Here is a 23,601-nt window from a genome sequence, read left to right as displayed (position 1 = left end):
CATGAGCACGCCCCCGAAGAACACCGTCGCGCCGGCCGAACTGTGGGCCCTGCTGCTGGCGGAGCCCGCGGCCGAGCTGGCCCTGCTCGACGTGCGCGAGACGCGCTGGTTCGTGCAGCGACACCTGAACCTCGCGCGCAACGCGCCCCTCAGCGGGCTCGAGCTGCAGGTCGGCGCGCTGGTGCCGCGCCGTTCCTCGCCGGTGGTGCTCTACGACGACGATGACGCGCCCGGCGGCGCCGCGCAGGCGGCATCGGCCGTGCTCGCGCGCCTGGGCTACGGCGATGTGCGAACGCTCGATGGCGGCCTGCTGCGCTGGGTGAGCGAGGGCCTGCCCGCCATCGACGGCTACGGCACGCTGGTGAAGGCCTTCGGCGACCGCGCACGGCTGCACTACGGCACGCCGGGCCTGCCCGTGGAGGCGCTGCGCGCCCGCCTGCGCGAGGGCCGCCCGACCACGCTGGTCGATGCGCGGCCGCGCGCGGAGTTCGAATTCCTCTCGCTGCCTGGCGCGCGCAACCATCCGGGCACCGAGCTGGCGCTGCGCCGCTTCGAGCCGCCCGAGGCCGGCGGACCGCACCACCTGTGGGCCATCAACTGCTTCAGCCGCACGCGCGGCATCGTCGGCGCGACCACGCTGCGGCTGCTGGGCCGTGCGAGCGAAGCGGTGTTCGTCGAGGACGGCGTCATGGACTGGGGCCTGCACGGCGCGCCCACCGTGCAGAACGCGGCGCCCGACGACGAGCTGCCGCCCGAATCCCCGCAGGTGCTGCGCGGCCTCGCCGACGAGCTGCTCGCGCGCTTCGCGCTGCCCGTGGCCGACGAGGCCCGGCTCGCCGCCTGGCGCGACGATCGCGGGCGCACCCTCTACCTCTTCGACGTGCGGCCCGAGCCCGATCCGGCCTTCGCGGGCACCGGCCTGCGCCAGGTGCCGGGCGGCCAGCTCCTGATGCACTTCGAGAACCTCGTGGGCACGCGAGGCGCACGCATCGTGCTGGTCGATGATCCGGCCCATCGCCTGCGTGCGGCCATCACCGCTTTCTGGCTCACGCAGCTGGGCCAGGCCGAGGTCTACGTGTACGACGGCGAGTTCACCCCGCAGCAGGCCCCGCCGGACCCCTCGGCCGCCATCGACGGCGCACCGCCGCCGCTGGATGCCGAAACTCTCGCGCAATTGCACAGCGACGGCGCCGTCACCGTGATCGACGTGGGCCCCAGCCTCGACTACGAGCGCGGCCACCTGCAGGGCGCGCTCTACATGCTGCCGGCCTCGCTCGCGCCGCTGGCTCCGCACGCCGTGGCCGGCCGCAAGCTGGTCTTCACCTCGCCCGACGGCACGGCGGCCGCCCGCGTGGCGCGCGATGCGCAGAGGCGCTGGCCGGATTCGGGTGCGGAGTTCAGCTGGCTCCGGGGCGGAACGCAGGGCTGGAGGGCTTCGGGCAGGCCGCTGACCGCGGCTTGCGCGCCGGCCCAGCTGCTCACCCCCTTCGACGACGACTGGGGCTCGGTGATGCGCGTCTTCGGTCCGCGCCGCGATGCGGCCTGGGCCGACTACCTCGCGTGGGAGCGCGCACTGTCGCAACGGGTCCTGCAGGACCCGTCCGTGCGCTTCAGGTTCTTCGCGCTCAGCGCGCCGGCGTCGGAGCCGGGTCGGGCAGCTCGATCTTGATGTCGAGCACTTCGAGGTTGTCCTGGGTCTCCAGGTTGACCTTGATGTCGTCCGCGTTGATCGACACGTACTTGGAAATCACCGCCACCAGCTCGCGCTGGAGTTCGGGCAGGTAGTCGGGCCGCTTCTTGCCGCTGAGGCTCGAGCGCTCGTGGGCGAGGATGATCTGCAGCCGCTCTTTCGCGACGCTGGCAGTCTTCTTCTTTTCGCCCAGCAGGAACGAGAGGAAGGACATGGGCTACTTGCTCCCGAAGATTCGCTTGAAGAAGCCCGGCTTCTCCGCCTCGACGAAGCGCATCGGCCGTTCCTCGCCGAGGAAGCGGGCCACCACGTCGGTGTAGGCCTGCGCCACGTCGGTCTCCTTGTCGTGGATCGCCGGCACGCCCTGGTTGGAGGCGTGCAGCACGCTCTCCGACTCGGGGATCACGCCGATCAGCTTGATGCGCAGGATGTCCTGGATGTCCTCCAGCGACAGCATCTGGCCGCCCGCCACCCGGTTCGGGTTGTAGCGGGTGATCAGCAGGTGCTCCTTGATCGGCTCCCCGCCTTCCTTGGCGCGCTTGGTCTTGCTGCTGAGCATGCCCAGGATGCGGTCGGAGTCGCGCACCGAGGAGACCTCGGGGTTGGTCACCACCAGCGCCTCGTCGGCGAAGTGCATGGCCATCATCGCGCCGGTCTCGATGCCCGCGGGCGAGTCGCAGACGATGTATTCGAAGTCCATCGCGGCGAGGTCGGCCAGCACCTTCTCGACGCCTTCCTGCGTGAGCGCTTCCTTGTCGCGCGTCTGCGAGGCGGCCAGCACGAACAGGTTGTCGCACTGCTTGTCCTTGATGAGCGCCTGGCTCAGGTTGGCCTCGCCCTGGATGACGTTGATCAGGTCGTACACCACGCGGCGTTCGCAGCCCATGATCAGGTCGAGGTTGCGCAGGCCCACGTCGAAGTCGATCACAGCCGTCTTCTTGCCCGCGAGCGCGAGGCCCGACGCGAAGCTGGCGCTCGTCGTCGTCTTGCCGACGCCGCCCTTGCCCGAAGTCACCACCACAATTTTGGCCATGGCCATTCCTTCTTGTTTCGATTCAGTTGTTGCTTGTCAGGGTCGCCGCATTCCGTGATCGGGTTCGTCCGGTCAGGGAATGGGATCGATCGAGATTTTCTTGCCGTCCAGGCGCACCTGGGCCGGCTTGCCCAGCACCGTGTCGGGCAGCGGCACCTCGTTGGTCCGGTAGATGCCGGCCACGGCCACCAGCTGCGCTTCCATGCAGGTCGAGAAGATCCGCGCCTCGGTGTTGCCGCGCGCCCCGGCGATCGCCTTGCCGCGCAGCGGTGCGTACACGTGCACGTTGCCGTCGGCGATGACCTCGGCGCCGAAGCTCACCACGGCCGTCACCACCACGTCGCCGCCGCGTGCGTACACCTGCTGGCCAGAACGCAGCGGCTTGTCGATCAGCAGCGTGCCGTTGGCCGGCACCGGCACCTCGCGCACGATCTGCGGGGCTTCGGAGGCGGGGGGCTCGGCCGGCGGGGCCGGGGCGCGGGGCGCCGGGGCCGCTGGCATGGCCGCCACCGAGAGGCCAGCCGCGCGCGCGGCGGCGTGCTGGGCGTCGTTGCCGCCGCGCACCGCGATGGGCTGCGTCTGGTGGCGCGCCAGCAGGCCGCGCAGGGCGGCGAAGTCGATGTCGCCGTCGTCCTGCGCCTCCTGCAGCAGCGAGAGGTCGATCACCACCGGCTCCTGCTCGAAGAAGTCGGGCGAATCCGCAAGCTGGGCGTCGAGTGCCTCGGCCAGCACGTCCAGGTCGGACGTCTTGAGGATCACTGCGATCAGCGGCAGCGTGGCGCTCTTGAATTCGAAAACCGCCTTGGTGCGCGCGGCGGAGACATCGGCCATTGGGAAAACGTCGGTGCGAAAAGCGTTGGAGTCTAACGGGCGCGGGCCAAAGGCCGGTGAAGGCCCCCGGCTTCAGGCCCTCCGGAGAACACTTCTTTCATGAGGTTACCAAGCCAACCCCCAGGCTTGGCGGTACTTCGTACCGCTTCGCCAACCCCCTCGCAGGGGGCGATACCGGTGGCCAGGCAAAGCCGGTTCCACGGTATCCCTGGGAGGTTCGCCTTCGGCTCAGTTCTTCGAGCGGCCCAGCAGCGCGTAGAGAATGATGGCCCCGAAGGTCGCGCAGCCGATGCCGCCGAGGGCGAAGTCGCCGAACTTCAGCGTGAAGTCGCCCGTGCCGACGATCAGCGTGATGGCCGCGACGATCAGGTTCCTGTTCTGCGAGAAGTCGACCTTGTTGTCGACCCAGATCTTGGCGCCGGCAATGGCGATCAGGCCGAACACCACGATGCTCACGCCGCCCATCACCGGCAGCGGAATGGCCTGGATCAGCGCGCCGAACTTCGGGCTGAAGCCCAGCACCAGCGCGATGACGGCAGCCACCACGAACACGGCGGTGGAATAGATGCGCGTGGCCGCCATCACGCCGATGTTCTCGGCGTAGGTGGTCACGCCCGTGCCGCCCGCGGCGCCGCTCACCACCGTGGCGATGCCGTCGCCGATGAAGGCGCGACCCATGTACGGGTCGAGGTTGCGGCCGGTCATGGCCGTCACCGCCTTCAGGTGGCCGAGGTTCTCCGCCACCAGGATGATCGCCACCGGCGCGATCAGCAGCATCGCGTTGGCCGTGAACACCGGCGCGGTGAAGGTCGGCAGGCCGAACCAGGCCGCGTTGGCGATGCCGCTCAAGTCCACCGGCTTGCCCATGCCCAGCCCGTTGGTCAGCGCCGTGTAGACCAGCGTGGCCAGGATCAGACCCACCAGGATCAGCAGGCGCTGCAGCATGCCGCGCGTGAACACCGCCACCAGGCCCACGCAGAGGAAGGTCACGGCCTGCATCCAGGCGTCGAAGTTGCCGGCCGCCATGTTCTTGACCGGCACGCTCGCCAGGTTGAGCCCGATCACCGCCACCACCGCGCCGGTGACCACCGGCGGCATGAAGCGCTCGATCCAGCCCGTGCCGACCGCCTGCACGATGGCCCCGATAAGGATGTAGACCACCCCGCAGGCCACGATGCCGCCCAGCGCCACCGCGATGTTGGCGTTGGGGCCCTTGCCCGCATAGCCGCTGGCCGCGATCACCACGCCGATGAAGGCGAAGCTCGAGCCCAGGTAGCTGGGCACCTTGCCGCCGGTGACGAAATAGAAGATCAGCGTGCCGATGCCGCTCATCAGGATCGCGATGTTGGGGTTGAAGCCCATCAGGATCGGCGCCAGCACCGTGGCGCCGAACATCGCGATGACGTGCTGTACGCCCATGGCGCCGGTCTGCAGCCAGGGCAGCCGTTCGTCGGGCGCGATGACCGCGCCGTTGGCCAGCGCGGACGCGGGCCGTTCAGTCCAGTTGAACATTCTTCTATCTCCTCTTGTTGGGGTGTGTTGTGCGCGGGGGCCCGGAACGCTCCGGCTTTTCCCGGGGCGTGATTGTGGGCGATGAAAACCGCACTGAACACCGGCACGCACCCTGTGCCGGAGAAAGAAGGAAAGGGTGCGAGGGCGGCAGAGCCGCCGCGCTCAGCGCGGCTGCAGCACCGCCATCGTGATGCGCGACACGCAGGTCAGCTCGCCCGCCTCGTTGGTCAGATCGATCTGCCAGACCTGCGTGGTGCGGCCCCGGTGCACCGGCCGCGCGGTGCCGATGACCCAGCCGCTGGTGACGGAGCGGATGTGGTTGGCGTTGATGTCCAGGCCCACGGCGCGGTCGCCTTCGGGGGCGGAGTAGTGGGCGCCGCAGGAGCCCAGCGTCTCGGCCAGCACCACCGACACGCCGCCGTGCAGGATGCCGTAGGGCTGGCGGGTGCGCTCGTCCACCGGGCAGCGGGCGCGGATGAAGTCGTCGCCCACCTCCAGGAACTCGATGCCCAGCGCCGACACGACGGTGCCCACGTGGTTGCTCGTCAGGGTCTCGACGGAGACCTCCTTCTTCCAGATACGCATTCGATGCCTCTTTCTTTCTTCCGGCCTGTAACAGTGGCCAAAACTATAGCGATGGCGGCTGACAAACCGAGTCGCCTTTGCGTGCTACCTTGCGCCGATGAAGCTTCCCCTGCGCCGCTGGCTCCTCGGCATCGCTGCCGCATTGCTGCTGGGCGCGGGTGCGCTGGTGTGGGTGGTGAGCACGCGCCTGCCCACCGACGACGAGGTGGCAGCGAGGATCGCCGACACCTTCGAGAAGCGCTTCGGCGTGGCCCTGAAGGTGGGCGGCGCCCACTGGGAACTGTTCCCGGTGCCCATGCTGGTGCTGACCGACATCGCCACCGACCAGCCCAAGCCCATCACCCTGCGCCGCGTCAGCGCGCAGCTGCAACTCGCGCCCTTGCTGCGGCGCGTGATCGCCGTGGACGAGATCGAGGTCGACGGCCTGGTGCTTCCGCGCGCCTCGGTGCGGGCGTTCAGGGGCAAGGGGCCCAGGCCGCAGGAGGGCGGGGCGGGCGTCATCGCGCTGCCGGCGCCGTGGACGCTCGCGCCCGTTCCCGTGGAACAGGTGCGCTGGCGCGACGTGAGCTGGATCGACCGGCGCGACATCGCGCTGGCCTACGACGGCGACATCCGCTTCGACCCCGGCTGGCGCCCGCGCCAGGCCCGCATCGAGCGCGCCGGCACTCCTTCGCCCGTGCGCCTGCGGCTGGACCGCCAGGCCGGGCAGGACCGCTGGCGCACCCGCATCGACGTGGGCGGCGGCACCTGGAACGGCGTCTCCCGCCTGGAGACGCTGCCCGACGGCAAGCTGCAGCTTTCGGCCGACCTGGAGCCGCGCCAGATCGACATCGAGAGCCTGGTGCAGGCCTTCGGCCGCCGCACCTCGGTGGCCGGCAGGTTCTCGGGCACGACCACGCTCTCGGCGGAGGCCGCAAGCGCCGAGGAACTGGGCGCGCTGGTCCGCAGCCTGCACACCCGCACCACCTTCTCGGTGCAGCCCGCCACGCTCACGAAGCTGGACGTGGCCAAGGCTGTCACCACCGCCGGCATCAGCCGCGGCGGCACCACCAGGCTGGACGAGCTCACCGGCACCCTCGACACCCAGGGCACCGAGGACGGCGTGGTCATGCAGTACAGCAACCTCAAGGCCCGCTCGGGCGTGCTCACGGCCAGCGGCAACCTCAAGGTGTTCAACCGCAGGCTCGACGGCGAGATCGCGGTCGACCTCGTCGACGGCGTGGTCGGCGTGCCGCTGAAGCTGGGCGGCACCATGAGCGACCCCGAGCTCTCGCTGACCGGCGCTGCGCTCACCGGCGCGGCCATCGGCAGCGCGGTGCTGCCGGGTGTCGGCACGGCCATCGGCGCGCGCGTGGGCCAGCAGGTGGAAAAGCTGTTCGGTACCGACAAGCCGAAAGCGAAACCCACAAAGCCCATGAAGCCGACTGAGCCCGCCGCCGGACCGAAGCAGGTCGCGCCGCGGCATTGACGAAGGCGGCACTCCTCTTCAGGACCTGCCGAACTCGCCGTGGCGCCCCGCGCCGCCGGCAAAGCGTGCCGCGCCGGCCTGGCCCTCGGCGAAGACCACCGGCACGCCCAGCGAGCCCTCGCGGCGCAGGGCCTCGGCCAGCGGCATGTCCCACTGCTCGTAGGCGGAGCGGCGATCGGCCAGCATGCATCGCTGCGGGAAGGCAGCGAGTTCGCGTGCCAATTGCTGGGCGGCGGCCAGTGCGCCGCCAGGCGGCGTCACGCGGTTGACCAGGCCCATCGCCAGCGCCTCGGGCGCGCCCACCGCGCGGCCCGTGAGGATCATGTCGAGCGCGCGCCCCATGCCCACGATGCGCGGCAGCCGCACCGTGCCGCCGTCGATCAGCGGCACGCCCCAGCGGCGGCAGAACACGCCGAAGACGGCGTCCTCGTCGGCCACGCGCAGGTCGGCCAGCAGCGCGAGCTCGAGGCCGCCGGCCACCGCGAAGCCGTTCACCGCCGCGATCAGCGGCTTCGACAGCGCCATGCGCGTCGGCCCCATCGGACCACTGCCGCCGCCCTCGGGGTCGAGCTCGTTGCGGCGGGCCGGGTCGCCCACGGCGGAGAGGTCGGCACCCGCGCAGAAGTGGCCGCCGGCGCCGGTCAGCACCGCGACGCGCAACGCATCTTCGGCCTCGAAGCGGCCGAAGGCCTCCCGAAGTTCGGCCGCCACCAGGCCGTCGACCGCATTGCGCTTGTCGGGCCGGTTCAGGGTGATGGTGCAGACGGCGCCATCTGTGTCGTAGCTCACGTACTGCATGGCCATGCGCGCATCCTTCCGGGGCAAAATTACATGTTCGATCGCCCACGATGATCGTAGGAAATATTTCTCTCGCCCGCAAACATGGACAAAGTATGTAATGTGCCGGTCGCCGTACCCAGCGCGCCCGACCTGATCCTCGACCTGCTGGTGGCCGACGGCGGCACGCTGAGCGCCCAGGCGCTGTGCCGCGCGGGCGCACTCATGGGCATCGGCGAATCGACGCTGCGCGTGGGCCTGACCCGGCTCACGGCCGAGGGCAAGATCGCGCGCGGCGAGCGCGGCAGCTACATGCTCGACCGCAAGGGCGCGGCGCTGTCGCGCACCGTCGACGCCTGGCACAGCAGGCAGGCGCAGACCGTGGCATGGAAGGGCGACTGGCTCGCGGTGCACGACGCCGGCGTGCCGCGCGCCGACAAGACCGCGTGGCGCCACCATGCGCTCGCGCTGTCGCTGCGCGGGTTCGCCGCGCTGCACCCGGGCCTGCACGTGCGGCCCGACAACCTCTCGGGCGGTCTCGCGGCCGAGCGCAAGCAGCTGGCGGCGCTCGGCCTGTCTTCCGACGCGCTGGTGTTCCGCATCGCCGACCTCGACGGCGCGGCGCAGGCAGCGGCGCGCAAGCTCTGGAACGTGCGCGCCATGGAGGCCGACTACCGCCGCCTGCAGGCCGGCGTGGAGCGCAGCGGAAAGCGGCTCGCCACCCAGAAGCTGGAGACCGCGACGCGCGAGTCGCTGCTGCTGGGCCGCGCCGTGATCGGCCACCTCATCCGCGATCCGCTGCTGCCGGCCGAGCTCATGCCGCCCAAGCCGCGCGCCGCGCTGCTCGCCGCCACCCGGCGCTACCAGGATAAGGCGCTGTTGCTGTGGCGCAAGTGGCTGGCGCAGCCGTAGCTGCGCGCGGGCTTCAGTTTTTCGGCCGCACCACCTCTACGTCGCCCGGCGAGCGCGCGTGCAGCCGCTCGACCTCCGCCGCGCGCCGCGCGAGCACGGCGCGCTGGTTGATGTAGCCCTTGTCGGTGATCTCGCCTGCGTCGAGGCTCGGCGGCTCCGACAGCACCAGCGCGCAGGCGGGGCACTGCGAAGAACCCGCGCCCTCGTCGCGCAGCGATCGCATCACGGCGGCGATGCGCTCGCCCAGTGCCTGTGGTGCAAGCGCGGCGCCCTGGGGGCTCACGAAGACCAGCATGCCGATCTCGTCGCGGTCGTGGCCGGTGAGCACGATGTCCTGCACGTGTGGCGCGAGCATCGACACCAGCTTCACGCGCAGCGTGCCCACCGACACCCAGGTGCCGGTGGAGAGCTTGAAGTCTTCCGCCACGCGGCCGTTGAAGATCACGCCCTGCGCGGGCTGCGAAGGCTCGGCCAGGAAGCCGGCGTCGCCGATGCGGTAGTAGCCCTCTTCGTCGAAGGCCTGCGCCGTTTCGCGCGGTGCGTCGCGGTAGCCTGGAAACACGGACACGCCCTTGACGCGCATCTCCAGCTTCTCGCCGTTGGGCACGAACTTCAGCTCCAGGCCCGGCAGCGGCGCGCCGATGCAGCCGGCGCCGTCGAGCTTCCAGTGCGCGGAGGTGATGGCGGGCGATGTCTCCGTCGCGCCCCACGAGGTGGTGAGCCACAGAGGCCGCTCGGGGCGCACGCGCCGCGCCACCGCCTCGAGCCTCTGCCAGGTGGAAGGCGCGAGCGCCGCCGCCGCATAGAAGGCGAGGCGCAGCCGCGAGAACACCTCGGCCGCCAGCGCATCGTCGGCCTCGAGGAACGGCAGCAGCATGTCGAAGCCGCGCGGCACGTTGAACAGCAGCGTGGGCTTCACCTCGCGCAGGTTGCGCACCGTCTTCTCGATCAGCCCGGGCGCGGGCCGGCCCTCGTCGATGTAGAGGGCGCCGCCATGGCACAGCACCATGTGCAAGTTGTGGTTGGCGCCGAAGGTGTGGCTCCAGGGCAGCCAGTCGACCAGCACCGGCTTCTCCTGCGAAAGGAAGCGCCAGGTCTGCGCCATCATCTGCTGGTTGGCGCACAGCATGCGGTGCGTGTTGATGACGACCTTGGGCTTGCCGGTGGAGCCGGAGGTCAGCAGGTACTTGGCGTGCGTGTCGGGCAGCACGTTGGCGAAGGCCTGCATGACGGCGGGCGTTTCCTTCGCCGCGAGCAGGCTGTCGAAGGCCAGCGCCCCCGGATGTGCATCGGCGTTGCGGCTGAACACCGTGACCGCCTCGACGCCGCAGTCTGCGAGCGAGCCGCCGTACACCCTGGCGTCGGACGCATAGATCAGGGCGGGCTTCAGCGCCTGCAGCATGCCGTGCAGCCGCGACGGGTCCTTCGCCATGCGCGAGTAGGCGCTGGAGAGCGAGCACGCGGTGCGACCGACGTGCATGGCCGCGAGCATCAGCACCGCGTGGTCGATGGCGTTGTCCGACAGGATCACCACCGGCTGGTCGGGCGGCAGGTCCAGGTCGAGCAGTGCCTGCGCCACAGAGCCCACAGCCTGGCGCAGCGCGCGGTAGTCGAGCCTTCGCCAGCCATCGCCGCTCTCGTCGCGCTCCGCGAACGCCAGAGCATCGGGCGTCTCGCTCGCCCAGCGTTCGATCCATTCGCCGATGCAGCGCGCATACGGCTTCAACGTCATCGGCGAACGCAGTGCGAAGGAGCCGTCGTCGAAGTCGATGCGCACCGTGCGGGGTGGGGCGATCAGGGTTTCGTCGTGGAGGAAGTCGGTCATTTGTGTTTTCCGGGTTTGTTCTTGGGAAGTGCACAGGCCACCGGGTACTCCCCTCCGCGAATGTCCCCCGGCCTGCGGCCTCCTCCTTTATTTCGCTGCGGGGAGCACCCGGTGCCCTGTGCACAACGAGCGCGGTTCTCGTGCTGGCCGATCAACGACTGCTCTGTACAACGATCACGACGATGGGGTGCCTTGCGCAGCGAAATAAAGGAGGAGGGCGAAGCCCGGGGGACATTCGCGGAGCAAGGTACCCCGTCGGCGTGAGCGAGCCCCGAACAAGCCGCTCACAACACGACAAGAGCCAAGCAAGGCCTCGACCTATTCAAGCTTGCCGCTATCAGCCTTCGAGCGGATCAGGTTTAACAGCAGGGTGTCGCGCACAACTTCAAGGTCCGCCGTGCGGCGTTGCCCCAGCTCCTCGTCCACACCTTCCTTCACCTTCTGCTTCAGCTCCGCCGTCATCGACGGCGCCCCCAGGTCTTTCCACCAGTCCTCGATTGGCCCGCCCAGGTGCGCGAGCACATGCTCGATGCCGCCAGCGCCACCCGACAGGTGCAGATTCATGAACGGCCCCATCACCGCCCAGCGGAGGCCGGGCCCGTGCGCGATGGCTGTGTCGATGTCCGCCACGCTGGCCACGCCCTGGTCGACGAGGTGGAAGGCCTCGCGCCACAGCGCTGCCTGCAGCCGGTTCGCGATGTGGCCCTTCACCTCGCGCTTCACGTGGATCGGCCGCTTGCCGATGGCCGCATAGAAGGCCATGGTGCGCTCGATGGCCTCGGCCGAGGTCTGCTCGCCGCCGATCACCTCCACCAGCGGGATCAGGTGCGGCGGGTTGAACGGATGCCCCAGCACCACGCGCTGCGGATGCGCGCAGCCCGACTGCACGCCGCTGATCGCGAGGCCGGAGGAGCTCGATGCGAGGATCGTCTCCGGCGGCGCGGCCGCGTCCATGCGGCGGAACAGGTCGACCTTGAAGTCCATGCGCTCGGGGCCGTTCTCCTGGACGAAGTCGGCCACCGAGACGGCGTCTTCCAGGCTGTCGTGGAAGCGCAGGCGCTCGATGGAGGCACCCGCTGCGAGGCCGAAGCGCTCCAGCGTGGGCCAGTGCCGCGCCACGGCTTCGCGCAGCCGTTCTTCCGCGCCGGGCGAGGGGTCGGTCGCGTTCACGTCGAGACCGTGCGCGAGGAAGTGCGCGACCCAGCTCGCGCCGATCACGCCGGTTCCGACCACCGCCACGCGTTGGATGTCCGTGGATGTGTTCATGTCGATTTCCACCGCGCGCAGCGGCTCTCCGCCTTCGTCGTCCATGCGGCCTCGCCGCGGATCGGCTCGACCACCTTGTAGTAGTCCCAGGGCTCCTTCGACTCGGCCGGCGTCTTCACCTGCATCAGTTGCATGTCGTGCACCATCAGCCCGTCTTCGCGCAGCCAGCCGCCCTTGACGAACATGTCGTTGAACTTCGTCTTGCGCAGCTGGGCCATCACCTTGTCGGCATCGTCGCTGCCCGCGGCCTTCACCGCCTGCAGGTACTGCAGCGCGGCCGAGTAGTCGCCGGCATGGAAGGAGGAGGGCATGCGCTTGTGCCTGTCGAAGAAGCGGCGCGCCCATTCGCGCGACTCGGGGCTCTGGTTCCAGTACCAGCTGTCGGTGAGGTACATGCCCTGCGATGCCTTCAGGCCCAGCGCGTGAACGTCGTTGATGGTGATGATCATGCCGGCCAGCTTCATGTTCCTGCCGATGCCGAACTCCGCCGCCGACTTGATCGCGTTGACCGTGTCGCCGCCCGCGTTGGCCAGCGCCAGCACCTGGGCCTTCGAGCCCTGCGCCTGCAGCATGAACGACGAGAAATCGCTCGCGCCCAGCGGGTGCTTCACCGAGCCCGCCACCGTGCCGCCGGCAGCCTGCACCGTCTTCGTGGCGTCGGCCTGCAGCGCCGCGCCGAAGGCGTAGTCGGCCGTCACGAAGTACCAGCTCTTGCCGCCGGCCTTGGCCACCGCGCTCGCGGTGCCGCGCGCCATGGCCACCGTGTCGTAGGCGTAGTGCACCGTGTAGGGCGAGCAGTATTCGTTGGTGAGGCCCGAGGCGCCCGAGCCCACCACGAAGTAGGGCTTCTTCTTGTCGGCCGCCACGCCCGCCATGGCGATGGCCGCACCCGAGTTGACGCCGCCGATCAGCATGTCGACCTTCTGCACGTCGAACCACTCGCGTGCCTTGGCAGCGGCGATGTCGGGCTTGTTCTGGTGATCGGCCGTGACCAGCTCGATCTTCCTGCCGTCGATGGCGCCGCCCATGTCGGCGATGGCCATGCGGATCGCCTCCGCGCCGGCCGGGCCGTCGTAGTCGCGGTAGATGCCCGACATGTCGCTGATGAAGCCGATGCGGATCACGTCGTCCGACACCTGCGCCGAGGCGCCCGTCGCCGTGAAGGCCGCACCGAGCGCCGCTGCGAGGGCGCTGCGGGAAAGCTTGCTCATGTATCCGTCTCCGTTTCTTTTCTGCTTGTCGCCCGCCTTCAGCTCAGTGCGAACTCGGGCCTCGGCGTGCCCACCCGCGGCAGGCCCATCATCTGCCGCGCCTCGGCGGGCGTGGCCACTTCCATGTCGAGCTCGCGGATCACGCGCACGATGCGCTCGGTGAGCTGCACGTTGGTGGCCAGCTCGCCGTGGCGGAAGTAGAGGTTGTCTTCCAGGCCCACGCGCGCATGGCCGCCCAGCAGCAGCGCCGCCACGTTGGCCTCCAGCTGCGAGGGGCCGATGCCGCTCACGCAGAAGATGCTGCCCTTCGGCAGCGTGTCGACCATCATTTGCAGGAAGCGCGGCGAATACGGCATCGCGTTCTGGAAGTTGCGGTGCACGTTCATCACCAGGTTGATGAAGTAGGGCTCGTCGTCGTGGCCCTCGCCGATCAGCGTGGTCGTGTCCTGCAGGATGTGCGTGGGGCTGAAGACCTCCCACTCGGGCTTGATGCCGCGCGCCTTCATGCCGGCGGCCAGCTCGCGCCCGCGCGTGATGGGCGTGTCCATCAGGATCTGCTTGCCCTCGAAGCTCAGGTTGAGCGTGGTCGCGTCGAGCGTGCACATCTCGGCGCCGGCGTCCATGCCCTTGATGCGCTCCTCCCACGCGATCTCCCAGCGGTCGCCGGCCAGCGGCTTCACCATGTCGCCGTGCACGCCGCCGCCGGTGGAGTTGTTGATGACGATGTCGCTGCCGCCCGCGCGGATGCGGCTGTTGATGTCGCGGTACACCTCGGCGTCGCAGGTGGCGCCGTCGTCGGGCCGGCGTGCGTGGATGGCGACCACGCTGGCGCCGGCGTTCCAGCAGCGCAGCACGTCGGCCGCGATCTCTGCGGGCTGGGTGGGGAGGTGGGGGTTCTGCGACTTGTGCGCCATGCCGCCGGTGGGGGCGATGGTCACGATCACTTTGCGCTTCGACATGCTCGGGGGCTCCTGGTGTCTGTCATGGGCGCGCAATTATTTTTTTGAGCGGCGTACCCACTCAGTCATCGCGACGACATTCGGGCTCAGGGTTTACGCTGCGCCACCGGCTAAAGTCGCCCCAGCGCCATCTGCCTTCCGTCCCATGCCCACGAACAAGCCGGCCCCCAAGGCGGCCTCGCTCACGATTGCCCAGCTGCTGCAGAGCTCGGCCTGGTTCCCCCTGCTCGACGTGAGCGCGGGCGAACGCGTGCTCGACGAGATGCGCGAGGTCGAGGTGGCGCCCGGTGCCGCGCTGTGCCGGCGCGGCGACACGCCTCTGCACTGGTACGGCACGCTCGAGGGCCTGCTCAAGTGGTCGATCACGTCGAGCGACGGTCGCTCCGTGACCTTCGGCGGCCTTTCGGTCGGCAGCTGGTTCGGCGAAGGCACGCTGCTGCGCGCGCTGCCGCGCTCGGCCGACATCATCGCGCTGCGGCCCAGCCGGGTGGCGGCGCTGCCGCTGGAAACCTTCGAATGGCTGCACCGCACGCAGCGCGGCTTCGACCACTTCCTGCTGCAGCAGATCAACGAGCGGCTGCACTGGTTCATGGGCAACTACGCGGCGCATCGCCTGCTCGACGCCGACAGCCAGGTCGCCCGCGCGCTGGCGGGGCTGTTCCACCCGTGGCTGCACCCGGGCAGCGAGCCGCACCTGCAGACCTCGCAGGAAGAGATCGCGAACCTCTCGGGCGTCTCGCGCCAGCGCTGCAATGCGGCGCTGAACCGGCTGAAGGAAGCGGGCTTTCTTCGGATCGAGTACGGGGGAATCACCGTGATCGACCTCGAAGGGCTGCGGCGGTTCATCGAGTAAGGAACGAAATGCAGGAGGAGCTTTCATGACCATGCCTTGGCCCCTGTTTCTCCTGCTGCTGAAGCTCCTGGGCCGCCATCGCCGCTTCGAGAGCATCGAAGGGCTGCGCGCGGCCGTGGAGCGCGACCGCAAGACCGCGAGCGCCGAGCCACCGGCGTCGGTGCGCAAGCGATGCGCGATCGGCAGGCGCCAGGTGGGCGGCCATGATTGCTGCACCCTCGCGCCGCTTTCCGGCGCGGGACCGGTGCAGCTCCTTTACCTGCACGGCGGTGCGCACGTGGCCGAGATCTCGCCGTTCCACTGGCGCCTGCTGGCGGAATTCGCCGAGACCACGGGCTGTGTCGCGCAAGTGCCGATCTTTCCGCTCGCGCCCGAGCACACCTACCGGCCTGCCTACGCGATGGTGAACGAGATCTACCGTGGGCTGGCTGCCGCGCATGACCCCCGGCAGCTGGTGCTGATGGGCGATTCGGCGGGCGGCGGCCTCGCGCTCGCGCTGGCCCAAGGCTTTGCCGCGCTGGGCCTGCCGCAGCCGCGCGACATCGTGCTGATTTCGCCCTGGCTCGACCTCACGGTGTCGAACCCCGCGATTCCGGCACTCGAAGCCGACGATCCGTGGCTGGCCCGCCCCGGACTGGAGGAAGCGGGGCGGTGGTGGGCCGGCGGCGAAGATCCGGGCCTGCCGCACCTGAGCCCCGTGCACGGTCCGCTGCAGGGGCTGGGCAGGCTCACCGTGTTCATCGGAACGCGCGACCTGCTGCTGGCGGATTGCCGGGCGCTGCGCGATCGGGCCGCGGCGCAGGGCGTGCATGTCGAGATGCACGAGGCTCCCGGCATGGTCCATGTCTGGCCGCTGCTGCCGGTGAGGCAGGCGATGGCGGCGCGCGCCGCTATCGCGGGGATCGTGCGGGGCCGGGACTGACCCGGTCAGCGCACGTGGTGCGACGGCGCCCGCTCGTACACCGGCGTGTCGATGCCTTCCATGCGCGCCTTCAGCTGCAGCGCGAGAAACTGCGAGTAGTGCCGCGACTGGTGCAGGTTGCCGCCGTGGAACCAGAGGTTGTCGACCTGCGTCGGCTTCCACATGTTGCGCAGCTCGCCTTCCCAGGGCCCCGGGTCCTTCGGTGTCTCGGAGCCCAGTCCCCAGCACTTGCCGACCTTGTCGGCGATCTCCGGCGAGATCAGGTCGGCGAGCCAGCCGTTCATCGAGCCGTAGCCGGTGGCATAGACCAGCAGGTCGGCGGGCAGCTCGGTGCCGTCGGTCAGCGTGACCGAGCGCTCGTTCACCCGCTCGATGTTCACGCCGCTCTTCAGGTGGATGCTGCCGTCGGCCACTAGCTCCGAGGCGCCCACGTCGATGTAGTAGCCCGAGCCGCGCCGCAGGTACTTCATGAAGAGGCCCGAGCCGTCGGCGCCGAAGTCGAGCATGAAGCCCGCCTTCTCCAGCCGCGCGTACAGGTCGGCGTCGCGTTTCTTCATCTCCTCGTACACCGGGATGTGGAAGGTGTGCATGATCTTGTAGGGCACCGACGCGAAGATCAGGTCGGCCTTGTGGTGGTCGATGCCGTTCTTCATCGCCTGCTCGGAGTAGAGCCCGCCCAGCGCCAGTTCCATCAGCGACTGCGAGGGCGCGATGTGCGTCGACGAGCGCTGGATCATCGTCACGTCGGCGCCGTGCTCCCACAGGGCGGCGCAGATGTCGTGCGCCGAGTTGTTGGAGCCCAGCACCACGCACTTCTTGCCGGCATAGGCCTCGGGCCCGGGGTGCTGGCTGGAGTGGTGCTGCTCGCCCTTGAAGTTCTCCGCGCCCGCGATCTTCGGCACGTTCGGATAGCCCGACACGCCCAGCGCGAACACCAGCTGCCTCGGCCGCAGCACCACCGGCTTGCCCTCGCGCTCCACCGTCACCTCCCAGCGCTGCGAGGCCTCGTCGAAGCGCGCCTTCTTCGCGGTGGTGGAGCTCCAGTAGTTGAGCTCCATGATCTTCGTGTACATCTCCAGCCAGTCGCCGATCTTGTCCTTGGGTGCGAACACCGGCCAGTCGTCGGGGAAGGGCATGTAGGGCAGGTGGTCGTACCAGACCGGGTCGTGCAGGCACAGCGACTTGTAGCGCCTGCGCCAGGAGTCGCCGGCCTTCGCATTGCGCTCCACGATGATCGCCGGCACGCCCAGCCGCCGCAGCCGCGCACCCAGCGCGATGCCGCCCTGGCCGCCGCCGATGATCACCACCTCGGGCTGCTCGGTGTAGCCCAGCGTGGACTCCTCATCGCGGCGCCTCTCCAGCCAGGTCTTGCGGCCCTTGTGCACGCCGTGCTCCGCGCCCTTGATGCGGTTCTCGCCCGTCTTCTCCTCGAAGCCCTTCAGCTCGGTCATGGTGGTGAGCAGCGTCCAGGCCTTGCCGTTGCGCAGCCGCAGATGGCCCCGGCCGCGCGCCACGCGCGTCTCGAAGGTGAACCACGCGTCGACCACGCCGTCGGCCTCGGTCGCCTCGCCTTCCACCGCGAAGGCCGTGGGCTGCACGTCGGCCAGCCGCGCCTGCAGCATCGCGCGGATGGCATCGGGGCCTTCCTGCGTGCGGATGTTCCAGGTGAAGGCGACGAGGTCGCGCCAGAAGCTGTCGGCCTCGAACAGCGAGACGGCCGCGTCGATGTCGTTGCGTGCAAGCGCGGCGGCGAAGTCGGCGAGCCATTGGGCCGCGGCCCGGGTGGGGGCGGTGGTGGGGTCTGTCATCGCGTGTCTCCGTTGCGTCGTTGATGGATGCGCGGCGCCTTGGGGGCGGCGCGGCATGCGTTGCGCAGCTTTCGTGCCGCGCGCGGGGCGACGATGGATCAATGACTTGCGCGGGCTTTTGTCGCAGCGGAAGCGTTTGTCGCACGCCGCATGCGACGAAGGCGAGACAACTGTCGCAGCGCGCCTCAGTCGTCCGCCAACGGCCGGCTGCGCGGCGGCGCGATGCCGTGGCGCTTCATGTGCCGGTAAACCGTGGCACGGCTCAAGCCAAGCTCGTCGGCCGCGCGTGCCACGTGCCATCTGTGGCGCCTGAGCAGTTCGATCAGCTCGGCGGCGGGGATGCCATCTGCGTCGGCGGGCGAAGAGGCTGCAACATGCGCCACGGTGGCCGGGGCGACGTTGCCCGACCGTGCGGGCAGCTGGAGCTGGATGTCTTCCACGCCGACCCGGCCGTCGCTGCACAGCGCCAACGCCAGCCTCAGCACATTGCGCAGCTCCCGCAGATTCCCCGGCCAGTCATGCGCCAGCAGTCTCCGCATCGCCTCTTCCGACAGCCGCGCCGGCGAAGACATCGCCGCGGCTTCCTCGTTGAACATGCCCTCGATCAGGTAGCGCATGTCGCCGCGCTCGCGCAGCGGCGGCAGCTTCAGCACCGCGCCGCACAGGCGGTAGTAGAGGTCCTCGCGAAAACGCCCCGAGGCCACCAGCCCGGGCAGGTGCCGGTGCGTGGCCGCCACCACCGCAATGTCGACCCGCTGCGGCGACTCGGCTCCGAGAGGCAGCACCTCGCCTTCAGCCAGCACGCGCAGCAGCCGCGTCTGCAGCGCCATCGGCATGTCGCCGATCTCGTCGAGGAACAGCGTGCCCCGGTCGGCCTGCGCGATCAGGCCCTTCATGCCCTTGGCGCGGCCGCCGGTGAAGCTGCCGGGCGTGTAGCCGAACAGCTCGCTCTCGATGAGCGAATCGGGGATGGCCGCGCAGTTCACCGCCACGAAGGGCATCGCCGCGCGGCTGCTCGCGCCGTGCAGCGCGCGGGCCAGTACCTCTTTGCCGCTGCCGGTCTCGCCCTCGACCAGCACGTGGATGCCGCGGTCCACCAGCCGGCGTGCCTGCGCGAGCAGCTTCTGCATCTGCGGATCGTCGCCCGCGATGCGTTCCAGCGGCGGCAGCCGATCGCCCGGACGTGCCGACGGCGATGCCGGCGCGACAGCCGCTGCGGCCGTCGCCGCCGGCCTGCGCACCCGCGGCGCCAGCAGCGACGCGTGGTACTCGCCGCCGCCCGGCAGCAGCACCGTGTGCGCGAAGGGCATGGCCGATGCGCCGCCGTTGCCGATGCGCCAGATGGCATCCATCGGCATGTGCAGCCATTCGGATATCGCACCGCCCAGCGCGCGTCCGGCAAAGGCCTGCCGCGCGCCGCCGTTCGCGCCCACCACGGTGCCGCCCTCGTCGAAGGCCAGCATCACCTCGCCCGCCACATCGACGAGGCCGAAGGCGCTGCCCAGTCGCAGGATCCAGTGGCCGCGGAAGCTGCGCAGGAAGTCGGCGTCCTCGATCATCCGTGCGTAGATGGCCACCAGGTGCCGCACGAGATGCTGGCTCTCCCTGGCCTCCGGCGAGCGCAGCGCCGACACGTCGAGGATCGCCGTGAGCTTGCCGCTGTGGTCGAACAGCGGCGCGGTGGTGCAGGTCAGCGCGATGTGCGTGGCGTCGAAGTGCTCGGTCTGGTGGCAGGTCATCGGCTGGCGCTCCACCAGGCAGGTGCCCACGCCGCAGGTGCCAGCATGCGCCTCGTTCCAGTCCGCGCCCAGGTAGAGGCCGGCCTTGCGCAGCTGGTCGTCCCACGCGGGGTTGCCGATGTAGTCGACGGTGATGCCTTCGGCGTCCGTCAGCAGCACCATGTAGCCCAGGTCGGCCACGCGGCGGTAGATGTCTTCCATGCCCGCGCGCGCGGCGCGCAGGAAGTGCTCCAGCTGCTGCTGGTGCGCACGCACCTCCTGCGCCGGCAGAATGCGCGCCGGCGTCGGCTTCGACGGATCGAGCCCATGGTCGCGCACGCAGCGCGCCCACGACTTGTGGACCAGGCTCTGCGCCGGATCGGCCACCAGCGCGGTACCGGTGGCGATGGAGTAGACGTTGTCGATGTGGCGCGATTGCAGGGACGTCATGCGCAGCCTCGCGAGTGGAGGGGAATGGGGTGCGCACGGCCAGGCCGGGGCCGTGCAGCCGTCCATCATTCGGCTGTCGCGCTGTCGCAGGACAGAGGTGAAACCCGGTGGAACGGACGTGTTACTCCCGCTCACAGCGGCGGTACGCGCCTGCCTTTGGGTCGCTCAGACGCCCAGCAACTCCTCCAGCGCATGCGGCTCGGCGAGCAGGTCCGCCGAGGCACCGTGCCGCACGATCTGGCCCTTCTCCATCACCACCGCGAGATCGGTGTTCGCGAGCACCTTGCGGTAGTCGCGGTCGACGATCAGCGTGGCGATGCCTGTCGCGCGGATCTCGCCGATCACGCGCCAGATCTCGGCCACGATCAGCGGTGCGAGGCCTTCGGTGGCCTCGTCGAGGATCAGCAGGCGCGGGTTGGTCATGAGCGCGCGGCCGATCGAGAGCATCTGCTGCTCGCCGCCCGAGAGTTGCTGGCCGCCGTTCGACAGGCGTTCGGACAGGCGCGGGAAGGTCGCCATCACGCGGTCGAAGGTCCATTCGCGACGGCCGTCGATGCCGGCTCGCTCGCTCATCACGAGGTTCTCGCGCACCGACAGGTTGGGGAAGATGCCGCGCCCCTCGGGCACGTAGCCGATGCCCAGGCGCGCCATCTTCTCGGGCGGCAGGCCGGTGACGGTGCGGCCGTCGACCTGCACTTCGCCCGACGCGGGGCGCACGTAGCCCATCATGGTGCGGATCAGCGTGGTCTTGCCCATGCCGTTGCGCCCGAGCAGGCCGACCGAGGTGGCCGCCGGAACGCCCGCATGCACGCCGCGCAGGATGTGGCTGTTGCCGTAGTAGGTGTTGAGGTCTCGGACGATGAGCATGTCAGTGGCCTCCCGCCGGGCCGCCCCAAGGGAGGCCGGCGCCCCCTCGGAGGGCAGCGAATACACGAAGTGATGAGCGTGGGGGCATCAGTGGTCTTCTCCGAGGTAGGCGGTGCGGACTTCGGGGTTCTCGCGGATCTCCGCCGGGTTGCCGGTCGCGATGACGGTGCCGTTCACCATCACCGTGATGCGGTCGGCGATGCGGAAGACTGCGTCCATGTCGTGCTCCACCAGCAGGATCGCGTGCGTGGCCTTCAGCCGCGCGAGCAGCGTGAGCATGCGGTCGGTTTCCTCGGCGCCCATGCCGGCGAGGGGCTCGTCCAGCAGCAGCACGCGCGGATTGGTGGCCAGGCACATCGCCACCTCGAGCTGTCGCTGCGCGCCGTGGCTCATGGTGCCGGCGATGCGCTGTGCCTCGTGCGCGAGGCCGGCGGCTTCGAGCGCCGCGTCGGCCGATGCGCTGCTGGTGGCGCAGCCGCGCGACGACTGCCAGAAGGCCCAGGGCCTGGGCGTCGCGGCCTGTGCGGCCAGCCGGCAGTTCTCGTGCACGCTGAACTCCGGGAAGATGGTCGTGCGCTGGTAGCTGCGGCCCACGCCGTCGCGCGCGCGCTTCCATTGCGCGCGGCCGGTGATGTCCACGCCGTCGAGCGCGATGCGGCCTTCGCTCGCCTCGATCTCGCCCGAGAGCATGTTGATCAGCGTCGACTTGCCGGCGCCGTTGGTGCCGATCACGGCGTGCACCTCGCCCACGTGCAGGTCGAGCGTGACGGCGTTGACCGCGGTGAGGCCGCCGAAGCGACGGGTGAGCTTGTCGACGGAGAGAAGTACGGTCATGGTCTTGCTCCTTCCCACTTTTGGGGAAGGTGGGGATGGGGGCAGGCAGGGCGCTCGATGGAGGCGCCGCGTGCCCCCACCCCGGCCCTCCCCCAGCGGGGGCGGGAGGAAGTCGGCGTGCAAGTCATGCAGCCCCCTTCGGCGACAGGCGTTGGACGAGACCGATCAGGCCCTTGGGCAGCAGCGCCACGAACACGATGATCGTGAGCCCCAGCGTCAGCTGCCAGTGGTCGGCCAGCGGGCCCATCACCGCGTGCGTGGAGAAGATCTCCTTGAGCAGCGTGAACGCCACCGCGCCGATCACCGCGCCGCGCAGGTGTCCCAGGCCGCCCAGGATCACCATCAGCAGCACCTCGCCCGAGTTGTGCCAGGCCATCAGCTCCGGGTTGACCACGCCGTCGCGCGAGGCCAGCAGGAAGCCCGCGAGCCCGGCCAGCGCGCCGGCCAGCACGAAGGCCGCGAGCTTGTAGCCGTACACCGCGAAGCCGGCGGCGCGCATGCGCTGCTCGTTCACGCGGATGCCCGCGAGCGCCGCGCCGAAGCGCGAGCGCCGGATGAGCGCCAGCAGCGCGTAGGTGAACACCAGCGACGCCAGCACCACGTAGAACAGCACCGTGCGGTTCTCCATGTCGAGCGCGCCGATGACGGGCCGCACATACATGTAGATGCCGTCGCTGCCGCCGCCGACCTTGGTGTCGTGGAAGACGAAGAAGGCCATCTGCGCGAAGGCCAGCGTCACCATGATGAAGTACACGCCGCGCGTGCGCAGGCTCAACGCGCCGACGAAAAGCGCGTAGAGCGCGGCCGCGCCCATGGACAGCGGCAGCAGCAGTGCGAAGTTGCCGCCCTCGTTGCCCGAGGCCAGCACGGTGACGTATGCGCCGATGCCGTAGAACGCCGCGTGGCCCAGGCTCACGAGGCCGGTCATGCCCACCAGCAGCTCCAGGCTCAGCGCGAAGATCGAGAGGATCATCACCTTCACGATGAAGTCCGATGCGTAGTTGCCCATGAACGGGCCGGCGACGCCGATGGCGACCGCGCAGGCCACGGGCAGCAGGAATGCGCCGCGCTTCATGGCTGTCATGGCCGCCTCCCCATCAGCCCCTCGGGCTTCCAGATCAGCACGACGGCCATCAGCAGGTAGATGCCGATGCCGGCGAGGTCGGCGAAGAACACCTTGCCGAAGGTGTCGACGAAGCCCACCAGCAGCGAGGCCACCAGCGCACCGGTGATCGAGCCGATGCCGCCGATCACCACCAGCACGAAGCAGATGATGAGCACGCTCGCGCCCATGTTGGGATACACGGAAGACATCGGCGCGGCGATCATGCCGGCCAGCGCCGCGAGCGCCACGCCGGCGGCGAACACGATGCGGTAGAGCCGCTTCACGTCGATGCCCAGGCCGCGCACCATGTCGCGGTTGCTCGCGCCGGCGCGGATCATCATGCCCAGCCGCGTGCGGTTCACCACCCAGTACAGGCCCACGGCCAGCACGATGCAGGCGGCCGATGCGAAGAGGCGGTACCACGGATAGCTCATCACGCTGCCCAGCGCGAAGCTGCCGTCGAGCCACGCGGGCACCTTCACGCCGTGCACGTCGTTGCCCACCAGGATGGAGCGCAGCTCCTCGAACACCAGGATCAGGCCGTAGGTCATCAGCACCTGCTGCAGGTGGTCGCGCTGGTAGAGGTAGCTGAAGAAGGCCCATTCGAGCAGGTAGCCGAACACGGCCGCCAGCACCACGCCGGCCACCAGCATCGGCAAGAACTGGTCGCCGAACAGCGGCGCGAGCGAGAACGCCATGTACGCGCCGATCATGTAGAAGCTCCCGTGGGCAAGGTTGATGACGCCCATGATCCCGAAGATCAGCGTCAGCCCCGAGGCCACGAGGAAGAGAAGCAGTCCGTACTGAACCGAGTTCAGGCACTGGACCAGGAAGGTTCCGAAATCCACGAGGAGGTTCTCTCTGGGCGGGATCGTTGTTCAATGGGAGTGCACTGCGCGGGACACCGCGGAACCGGCTTCGCCGGGCCGCAGGTGTCGCCCCCTGCAAGGGGGTTGGCGCAGCACACGAAGTGAG

Annotated in this window: 21 protein-coding genes; 5 read left to right on the top strand and 16 right to left on the bottom strand. The window is 69.6% G+C overall.

The features are described from left to right. Position 1: 1 nt before the first annotated feature. Positions 2-1,669, top strand: coding sequence for a rhodanese-like domain-containing protein (locus tag ACTJLF_RS23940; protein ID WP_440884038.1), 1,668 nt, complete (start codon positions 2-4; stop codon positions 1,667-1,669). Here ACTJLF_RS23940 and minE read toward each other — a convergent pair. The 5 genes from minE to ACTJLF_RS23915 form a co-directional block, all read right to left on the bottom strand. Further along, entirely contained in the window at positions 1,626-1,904 is a 279-nt protein-coding gene (gene minE / locus ACTJLF_RS23935; protein ID WP_019653579.1) for a cell division topological specificity factor MinE, read from the bottom strand. The two genes, ACTJLF_RS23940 and minE, sit on opposite strands and share 44 nt — an antisense overlap. Positions 1,905-1,907: 3 nt before the next feature. Then, positions 1,908-2,723: a septum site-determining protein MinD gene (gene minD, locus ACTJLF_RS23930; protein WP_020723003.1), complete on the bottom strand. Its 816-nt coding sequence runs from the start codon at positions 2,721-2,723 to the stop codon at positions 1,908-1,910. Between the two features lie 72 nt (positions 2,724-2,795). Further along, on the bottom strand, positions 2,796-3,554 hold the full coding sequence (minC, locus tag ACTJLF_RS23925; protein ID WP_019653577.1) for a septum site-determining protein MinC: 759 nt from the start codon (positions 3,552-3,554) through the stop codon (positions 2,796-2,798). A 228-nt stretch (positions 3,555-3,782) separates the two neighbouring features. Continuing rightward, positions 3,783-5,066 carry a solute carrier family 23 protein gene (locus ACTJLF_RS23920; RefSeq protein WP_132755721.1) on the bottom strand — a complete coding sequence of 428 codons (1,284 nt, stop codon included), beginning with the start codon at positions 5,064-5,066 and terminating at the stop codon, positions 3,783-3,785. A 162-nt stretch (positions 5,067-5,228) separates the two neighbouring features. Continuing rightward, positions 5,229-5,651, bottom strand: a complete 423-nt coding sequence (locus tag ACTJLF_RS23915; protein ID WP_019653575.1) for a hotdog fold thioesterase — start codon at positions 5,649-5,651, stop codon at positions 5,229-5,231. Between the two features lie 97 nt (positions 5,652-5,748). Between ACTJLF_RS23915 and ACTJLF_RS23910 the strand changes: the two genes are divergently transcribed. Next, on the top strand, positions 5,749-7,119 hold the full coding sequence (locus ACTJLF_RS23910; RefSeq protein WP_132755725.1) for a hypothetical protein: 1,371 nt from the start codon (positions 5,749-5,751) through the stop codon (positions 7,117-7,119). Positions 7,120-7,137: 18 nt separating this feature from the next. Here ACTJLF_RS23910 and ACTJLF_RS23905 read toward each other — a convergent pair whose 3' ends face one another. Further along, complete coding sequence (locus tag ACTJLF_RS23905) at positions 7,138-7,923, bottom strand: crotonase/enoyl-CoA hydratase family protein (protein ID WP_354423571.1); 786 nt, start codon at positions 7,921-7,923, stop codon at positions 7,138-7,140. Positions 7,924-8,001: 78 nt separating this feature from the next. Here ACTJLF_RS23905 and ACTJLF_RS23900 point away from each other — a divergent pair, with 78 nt between their 5' ends. Further along, entirely contained in the window at positions 8,002-8,808 is an 807-nt protein-coding gene (locus tag ACTJLF_RS23900) for a PaaX family transcriptional regulator (protein ID WP_440884037.1), read from the top strand. Positions 8,809-8,821: 13 nt separating this feature from the next. Here the strand turns inward: ACTJLF_RS23900 and ACTJLF_RS23895 are convergent, their stop codons facing one another. The 4 genes from ACTJLF_RS23895 to ACTJLF_RS23880 form a co-directional block, all read right to left on the bottom strand. Further along, positions 8,822-10,633 carry a feruloyl-CoA synthase gene (locus tag ACTJLF_RS23895; protein WP_440884036.1) on the bottom strand — a complete coding sequence of 604 codons (1,812 nt, stop codon included), beginning with the start codon at positions 10,631-10,633 and terminating at the stop codon, positions 8,822-8,824. Between the two features lie 318 nt (positions 10,634-10,951). Further along, the gene (locus ACTJLF_RS23890) at positions 10,952-11,899 is read right to left on the bottom strand and encodes a 3-hydroxyacyl-CoA dehydrogenase NAD-binding domain-containing protein (protein ID WP_440884035.1); all 948 of its coding nucleotides are present in this window, start codon (positions 11,897-11,899) and stop codon (positions 10,952-10,954) included. Next, the gene (locus tag ACTJLF_RS23885) at positions 11,896-13,110 is read right to left on the bottom strand and encodes an ABC transporter substrate-binding protein (RefSeq protein WP_126183536.1); all 1,215 of its coding nucleotides are present in this window, start codon (positions 13,108-13,110) and stop codon (positions 11,896-11,898) included. Before ACTJLF_RS23885 ends, ACTJLF_RS23890 begins: the two co-directional genes overlap by 4 nt. A 38-nt stretch (positions 13,111-13,148) precedes the next feature. After that, the gene (locus ACTJLF_RS23880; RefSeq protein ID WP_440884034.1) at positions 13,149-14,069 is read right to left on the bottom strand and encodes a 3-keto-5-aminohexanoate cleavage protein; all 921 of its coding nucleotides are present in this window, start codon (positions 14,067-14,069) and stop codon (positions 13,149-13,151) included. A gap of 145 nt (positions 14,070-14,214) precedes the next feature. Between ACTJLF_RS23880 and ACTJLF_RS23875 the strand changes: the two genes are divergently transcribed. Next, complete coding sequence (locus tag ACTJLF_RS23875; RefSeq protein ID WP_019653567.1) at positions 14,215-14,922, top strand: Crp/Fnr family transcriptional regulator; 708 nt, start codon at positions 14,215-14,217, stop codon at positions 14,920-14,922. A gap of 25 nt (positions 14,923-14,947) precedes the next feature. Beyond that, positions 14,948-15,844 carry an alpha/beta hydrolase fold domain-containing protein gene (locus ACTJLF_RS23870; RefSeq protein WP_440884033.1) on the top strand — a complete coding sequence of 299 codons (897 nt, stop codon included), beginning with the start codon at positions 14,948-14,950 and terminating at the stop codon, positions 15,842-15,844. Positions 15,845-15,849: 5 nt separating this feature from the next. Here the strand turns inward: ACTJLF_RS23870 and ACTJLF_RS23865 are convergent, their stop codons facing one another. From ACTJLF_RS23865 to ACTJLF_RS23840, 6 genes are all read right to left on the bottom strand, one after another. Next, complete coding sequence (locus ACTJLF_RS23865; protein ID WP_440884032.1) at positions 15,850-17,652, bottom strand: NAD(P)-binding domain-containing protein; 1,803 nt, start codon at positions 17,650-17,652, stop codon at positions 15,850-15,852. A gap of 185 nt (positions 17,653-17,837) precedes the next feature. Beyond that, on the bottom strand, positions 17,838-19,820 hold the full coding sequence (locus ACTJLF_RS23860) for a sigma-54-dependent Fis family transcriptional regulator (protein ID WP_440884031.1): 1,983 nt from the start codon (positions 19,818-19,820) through the stop codon (positions 17,838-17,840). A gap of 165 nt (positions 19,821-19,985) precedes the next feature. Continuing rightward, positions 19,986-20,687, bottom strand: coding sequence for an ABC transporter ATP-binding protein (locus ACTJLF_RS23855; RefSeq protein ID WP_019653561.1), 702 nt, complete (start codon positions 20,685-20,687; stop codon positions 19,986-19,988). Between the two features lie 87 nt (positions 20,688-20,774). Continuing rightward, on the bottom strand, positions 20,775-21,521 hold the full coding sequence (locus ACTJLF_RS23850; RefSeq protein ID WP_440884030.1) for an ABC transporter ATP-binding protein: 747 nt from the start codon (positions 21,519-21,521) through the stop codon (positions 20,775-20,777). A 124-nt stretch (positions 21,522-21,645) separates the two neighbouring features. Further along, positions 21,646-22,605, bottom strand: coding sequence for a branched-chain amino acid ABC transporter permease (locus tag ACTJLF_RS23845; RefSeq protein WP_440884029.1), 960 nt, complete (start codon positions 22,603-22,605; stop codon positions 21,646-21,648). Further along, positions 22,602-23,474 carry a branched-chain amino acid ABC transporter permease gene (locus ACTJLF_RS23840; RefSeq protein WP_440884028.1) on the bottom strand — a complete coding sequence of 291 codons (873 nt, stop codon included), beginning with the start codon at positions 23,472-23,474 and terminating at the stop codon, positions 22,602-22,604. The genes ACTJLF_RS23845 and ACTJLF_RS23840 overlap by 4 nt, the downstream gene beginning before the upstream one ends. Positions 23,475-23,601: the final 127 nt, after the last annotated feature.

The sequence above is a fragment of the Variovorax sp. 22077 genome (genome assembly GCF_052044195.1).
GTDB lineage: Bacteria > Pseudomonadota > Gammaproteobacteria > Burkholderiales > Burkholderiaceae_C > Variovorax > Variovorax atrisoli.
This window is presented reverse-complemented; position numbering and strand designations above follow the sequence as displayed.

Bases quoted from the DNA above. Each gene is read 5' to 3' on its own strand.
- ACTJLF_RS23910 (WP_132755725.1), top strand. From the start codon at position 5,749: ATGAAGCTTCCCCTGCGCCGCTGGCTCCTCGGCATCGCTGCCGCATTG.
- minC (WP_019653577.1), bottom strand. From the start codon at position 3,554: ATGGCCGATGTCTCCGCCGCGCGCACCAAGGCGGTTTTCGAATTCAAG.
- ACTJLF_RS23860 (WP_440884031.1), bottom strand. From the start codon at position 19,820: ATGACGTCCCTGCAATCGCGCCACATCGACAACGTCTACTCCATCGCC.
- ACTJLF_RS23890 (WP_440884035.1), bottom strand. From the start codon at position 11,899: ATGAACACATCCACGGACATCCAACGCGTGGCGGTGGTCGGAACCGGC.
- ACTJLF_RS23905 (WP_354423571.1), bottom strand. From the start codon at position 7,923: ATGGCCATGCAGTACGTGAGCTACGACACAGATGGCGCCGTCTGCACC.
- minD (WP_020723003.1), bottom strand. From the start codon at position 2,723: ATGGCCAAAATTGTGGTGGTGACTTCGGGCAAGGGCGGCGTCGGCAAG.
- ACTJLF_RS23895 (WP_440884036.1), bottom strand. From the start codon at position 10,633: ATGACCGACTTCCTCCACGACGAAACCCTGATCGCCCCACCCCGCACG.
- ACTJLF_RS23870 (WP_440884033.1), top strand. From the start codon at position 14,948: ATGACCATGCCTTGGCCCCTGTTTCTCCTGCTGCTGAAGCTCCTGGGC.
- ACTJLF_RS23845 (WP_440884029.1), bottom strand. From the start codon at position 22,605: ATGACAGCCATGAAGCGCGGCGCATTCCTGCTGCCCGTGGCCTGCGCG.
- ACTJLF_RS23915 (WP_019653575.1), bottom strand. From the start codon at position 5,651: ATGCGTATCTGGAAGAAGGAGGTCTCCGTCGAGACCCTGACGAGCAAC.
- ACTJLF_RS23880 (WP_440884034.1), bottom strand. From the start codon at position 14,069: ATGTCGAAGCGCAAAGTGATCGTGACCATCGCCCCCACCGGCGGCATG.
- ACTJLF_RS23850 (WP_440884030.1), bottom strand. From the start codon at position 21,521: ATGACCGTACTTCTCTCCGTCGACAAGCTCACCCGTCGCTTCGGCGGC.
- ACTJLF_RS23885 (WP_126183536.1), bottom strand. From the start codon at position 13,110: ATGAGCAAGCTTTCCCGCAGCGCCCTCGCAGCGGCGCTCGGTGCGGCC.
- ACTJLF_RS23920 (WP_132755721.1), bottom strand. From the start codon at position 5,066: ATGTTCAACTGGACTGAACGGCCCGCGTCCGCGCTGGCCAACGGCGCG.
- ACTJLF_RS23865 (WP_440884032.1), bottom strand. From the start codon at position 17,652: ATGACAGACCCCACCACCGCCCCCACCCGGGCCGCGGCCCAATGGCTC.
- ACTJLF_RS23875 (WP_019653567.1), top strand. From the start codon at position 14,215: ATGCCCACGAACAAGCCGGCCCCCAAGGCGGCCTCGCTCACGATTGCC.
- ACTJLF_RS23940 (WP_440884038.1), top strand. From the start codon at position 2: ATGAGCACGCCCCCGAAGAACACCGTCGCGCCGGCCGAACTGTGGGCC.
- ACTJLF_RS23900 (WP_440884037.1), top strand. From the start codon at position 8,002: ATGGACAAAGTATGTAATGTGCCGGTCGCCGTACCCAGCGCGCCCGAC.
- minE (WP_019653579.1), bottom strand. From the start codon at position 1,904: ATGTCCTTCCTCTCGTTCCTGCTGGGCGAAAAGAAGAAGACTGCCAGC.
- ACTJLF_RS23855 (WP_019653561.1), bottom strand. From the start codon at position 20,687: ATGCTCATCGTCCGAGACCTCAACACCTACTACGGCAACAGCCACATC.